5 protein-coding genes and 2 pseudogenes are annotated in these 3,729 nt (G+C 68.2%); 2 read left to right on the top strand and 5 right to left on the bottom strand.

Going from position 1 to position 3,729, the window contains the following annotated elements:
- Window positions 1-118 precede the first annotated feature (118 nt).
- A pseudogene (locus tag G3N99_RS36805) lies at window positions 119-814 on the bottom strand (CoA transferase); the annotation flags it as partial.
- Window positions 815-1,091: 277 nt separating this feature from the next.
- Here G3N99_RS36805 and G3N99_RS36800 point away from each other — a divergent pair.
- Complete coding sequence (locus G3N99_RS36800) at window positions 1,092-1,325, top strand: hypothetical protein (RefSeq protein ID WP_174934151.1); 234 nt, start codon at window positions 1,092-1,094, stop codon at window positions 1,323-1,325.
- Window positions 1,326-1,476: 151 nt separating this feature from the next.
- Entirely contained in the window at window positions 1,477-1,899 is a 423-nt protein-coding gene (locus G3N99_RS36795) for an NUDIX hydrolase (RefSeq protein ID WP_043182812.1), read from the top strand.
- 21 nt (window positions 1,900-1,920) lie between these two features.
- Here the strand turns inward: G3N99_RS36795 and G3N99_RS36790 are convergent, their stop codons facing one another.
- From G3N99_RS36790 to G3N99_RS36775, 4 genes and pseudogenes are all read right to left on the bottom strand, one after another.
- Window positions 1,921-2,247 (bottom strand): low molecular weight protein tyrosine phosphatase family protein, encoded by a 327-nt coding sequence (locus tag G3N99_RS36790; RefSeq protein ID WP_174947130.1) that lies wholly within the window; start codon window positions 2,245-2,247, stop codon window positions 1,921-1,923.
- Between the two features lie 31 nt (window positions 2,248-2,278).
- Window positions 2,279-2,851 (bottom strand): DUF1993 domain-containing protein, encoded by a 573-nt coding sequence (locus tag G3N99_RS36785; protein WP_174934155.1) that lies wholly within the window; start codon window positions 2,849-2,851, stop codon window positions 2,279-2,281.
- 176 nt (window positions 2,852-3,027) lie between these two features.
- Entirely contained in the window at window positions 3,028-3,480 is a 453-nt protein-coding gene (locus G3N99_RS36780) for a YaiI/YqxD family protein (protein ID WP_089440082.1), read from the bottom strand.
- Window positions 3,481-3,541: 61 nt separating this feature from the next.
- Window positions 3,542-3,729, bottom strand: a pseudogene (locus G3N99_RS36775) (magnesium chelatase); the annotation flags it as partial.

Here is a 3,729-nt window from a genome sequence, read left to right as displayed (position 1 = left end):
TCGTCCGCGATGCCGATCTCGTGATCAACGACTCGTTTCATCCGGCGCTGCTGTTTATGGGCGCGATGCCGGGCTGGCGCCGCCGCGTCGTCCACGTGTACGGCGGAAGCCTGCGCCGCGCGTTGACGGTGCGCACGGGTGCATTCCCCGAATGGAAGAAGTTCGGCGTATGCGGATGCAGGATCGACAGCGCGCAGTCGAACAGCGTCGATTCGACGAACTGGCCGCGGCCGCTCGCGTCGCGCTCGCGCAATGCCATCAGCACGCCGAGCGCCGCGTTCAGCCCGGTCACGAGATCGACGATCGGCACGCCGACCCGCAACGGCGCGCCGCCGGCTTCGCCATTGACGCTCATCAGCCCCGCCAGCGCCTGCACGGCCGCGTCGTAGCCGGGCAGCCCGCCGAGCGGGCCGTCCGCGCCGAAGCCCGACACGCGGCAATGGACGAGGCGCGGAAACCGCGCGTGCAGCGCGTCGAAGCCGAGGCCCCAGCGCTCCATCGTGCCGATCTTGAAGTTCTCGACGATGGCGTCCGCATGGTCGAGCAGGCCGAGCAGCCGCTCGCGGTCGGCCGGCTGCGTCAGGTCGAGCGCGATGCCGAGCTTGTTGCGGTTCACGCCGAGGAAGTACGACGCGGTATCGCCGTCGAACGGCGGGCCCCACGTGCGCGTTTCATCACCGGACGGCGGTTCGACCTTGATTACCTCCGCGCCGTGGTCGGCCAGGATCTGCGTTGCATACGGGCCGCCCAGCACCCGCGACAGATCGATGATGCGCAATCCCGCCAGCGCGCCCTGCTGCTCGTGTTCCGCCATGCGTCCCGCTCCTGGTTCCGGTTGATCGGACTGCCGGTTCCGGCAGGCCCGGCGCCTGTGGCGCGACCTTCCGGATTCGACGAATAATTCTTGTGCGTGAATTTATGTTCACACTCAGGAATTATATTGTCAACCCCGGCGGCACCCTGAGGCGAAGCGGAAGACGCCGCCGTGCGCAAGTGGGGGCGACACCGAACACGGGCCGGTTGCGGTCGCGTCCCGCCTTTCGCTAAGCTGGCGGGCAATCTTCATCTCAAAAAAATCGGACGGATTATTCATGAAACGGATGCTGCTGGCGGCCTTCGTGCTGGCGTCGACGCTGGGCGTCGGACACGCGCAAACCCAGACATTCCACTTCGGCGAAGGACAGACCGGGATGCCGAGCGCACGGCCCGCGCCCGCGCACCGGCACGCGGCGCCGCCGTCGCCCCGCCATCGGCGCGCCGTTCACAAGCGCCGCCAGCCACGCCACGCGAAACCGACCCGCAGCGGGATCTATACGCACGCATAACGCGGCGCGCGGCCCGTGACGACATGCATGGAACTGTCACGAACGGCCGGTAAGATCGCTGCGGCTGCCTGCACACCGTCGCGGCCCGCCGCCGGGTAACGCGCCGTCGACGCGCATTTTCTCCACGATTCAGCACCTGTTTTTGCCGAACATGAGTACCGGGCCGGACACTCTCGCCGTCATCAAGGAACGCGCCACGATCGTGTGCCGTCAGCGCAGCAGCGTGTTGCTGGTCGCGCGCACCGCGTCGCGCTGGTCGCTGCCGGGCGGCACGATCCGGCGCGGCGAGACGCCGCTCGATGCTGCGCTGCGGGAGCTCGCCGAGGAAACGCGGCTGGAGGGGCTCGCACTCGACTACGCGGTGCAGTTCGGCGGACTGACGAAACTCCATCACGTGTTCGTGGCCGACGTGCCGGCGCACCTGACGCCGCGCGCGAGCAACGAGATCGCCCGCTGCAAGTGGTTCACCGTCGACCGGCTCGACACGCTTCGCGCGAGCGTGCCGACGCGCAAGATCATCGAGCTGCTGCGTCTCGACTGTTTTTCGGCGATCGCGAACGGCCGGCTGCGCTGAGGTCGATCACGCCCGTGCCGCTCACTTGCGTAGGAACGGGCCGGCCTTGCGTTCGAGCAGCGTGACAAGTTCCGGCTGCATATACGTGTAACGGTCGGGAATGTCGAGGCACACGATTTTCTGGTGCCGCAGATGCGCACCGAATTGCGCCGCCAGCCGTGCCTTGTGCGCACGCTCCATCACGAACACGACATCGGCCCAGTCGAGCTGCTCGGCGGACAGGCGCGTATCCGCATCGGGCGCGAGGCCCGCCGAGTCGGTTTCGACGTCCGGCCACCCGGCGAATACCGCTTCGGCCGTTGGGCTGCGCAGCCGGTTGCGGCTGCAGAGGAAGAGTGCCCGCGTCATGTCGCTTCGAGGTTGCGCGGCGCCCGCCGGCTCACCCTTGCGGAATCGTGCCCGGCCGGACGTACGCGAGCATGTGCGGCACGTAGTCGGCCTTGCCGAGTTCGACGCCGTGGTGGCGCAGGATCGCGTAAGCGGCGATCGCGTGGAAATAGAACTGCGGCAGCGCCCAGTCGCGCGCGTATTGTTCGCCCGTCATGTCGAACGCGATCCCGTTCGGCATTTCAAGCGCGATCGGCAGTGCGGCACCGCCATCGAGCGCATCCGGCGCGAGGTCGCCGAGAAAGGTCAGCGTGCCGGCGATGATCGCTTGCGCGTCGGCGAGCGTGCCGGGCTGCGCATCCGCATTCCACCCCGCCTCGCGCAAGGCCAGCAGCGACGCCGGTACCGGCTCGCCACGCAGACGGTGGATGGGCTCCATCGCCTGGAAGCACGAGAAGCGCACCTGTGCCGCGAGCGGATACATGTCGGGCGCGAGCCTCAGCATCATCGCCGCATCGGGCGCGTCGCCCGCGGCCTGCCGGTGTGCGACGGCCTTGTCGAGCCACGCGGTCTGCGCGCGCAGCATCTGGGTGAAGGTCGGAACGAGAAGTTGGGTCGGTGACACGCGTGCGCTCCTTTGCTGGGTTGTGGTTTGCGCCACGATAGCAGCGAAGGCGCAAATCTGCATCCCCGCAGGGGCGATGAGCGCGATTCAATGCGGATTCGGTGATGTGGCGCATGCCGCGTGCGCGTGTCGCCCCTCGCAGGACGATCACGGTACGCGGTCGTCTCGACCCGACTTCAAGGCTTGCCGTGCCGCGCCAGAAACCGGTCGAACTGCGACGCAAACGCCTTGCCGTCGCGCGCGCTGAACGGCGCCGGCCCGCCCGTGTCGATCCCCGCACTGCGCAACTGATCCATCATCGCGCGCGTCGACAGGCGTTCCTCGATGTTCTCGCGGCTGAACCAGTTGCCGCGCGGGTCGAGCGCATGCGCGCCCTTGTCGAGCACGGCGGCGGCCAGCGGGATGTCGGCGGTGATCACGAGGTCGCCCGCTTCCACCAGCTCGACGATGCGCGCATCGGCCACGTCGAAGCCGGCCGGCACCTGCACCGCCTTGATGAACGGCGACGGCGGCGTGCGCAGAAACTGGTTCGCGACCAGCGTCACGCAGATTTCGGCACGACGCGCGGCGCGAAACAGCATGTCCTTGATGACGGCGGGACAGGCGTCGGCATCGACCAGTACTTGCATGGTGGTTTGTTCCAATGTGCAGAAGCGAAAGCGGCGATCATAACGCACCGCCGGCCGGCGATCAGCCCGCGCGGTCTGCACGCAGCGCGTCGGCCGTCACCCACTGCGCGCCCCACGCCTCGGCCAGCCGCGCACCCTGCCCGATCCGCACGGCCGCGTCGTCGAAGTCGATGAACACGACGTGATCGGCCGCCGCGGGTTTCGCGGGCATCTCGCGCGTGCGTCCGTCGGACAGCACCCAAAGCCAGA

The sequence above is a fragment of the Burkholderia sp. Ac-20392 genome (assembly GCF_017104585.1).
In the GTDB taxonomy this organism is placed as follows: domain Bacteria; phylum Pseudomonadota; class Gammaproteobacteria; order Burkholderiales; family Burkholderiaceae; genus Burkholderia; species Burkholderia lata.
Note: the sequence above shows the minus strand (reverse complement) of the source record. Positions and strands in the feature narration are given on the sequence as shown.

Excerpts from the sequence above, each read along its gene's own strand:
- G3N99_RS36800 (WP_174934151.1), top strand. The coding sequence starts at position 1,092 with ATGAAACGGATGCTGCTGGCGGCCTTCGTGCTGGCGTCGACGCTGGGC.
- G3N99_RS36795 (WP_043182812.1), top strand. The coding sequence starts at position 1,477 with ATGAGTACCGGGCCGGACACTCTCGCCGTCATCAAGGAACGCGCCACG.
- G3N99_RS36790 (WP_174947130.1), bottom strand. The coding sequence starts at position 2,247 with ATGACGCGGGCACTCTTCCTCTGCAGCCGCAACCGGCTGCGCAGCCCA.
- G3N99_RS36780 (WP_089440082.1), bottom strand. The coding sequence starts at position 3,480 with ATGCAAGTACTGGTCGATGCCGACGCCTGTCCCGCCGTCATCAAGGAC.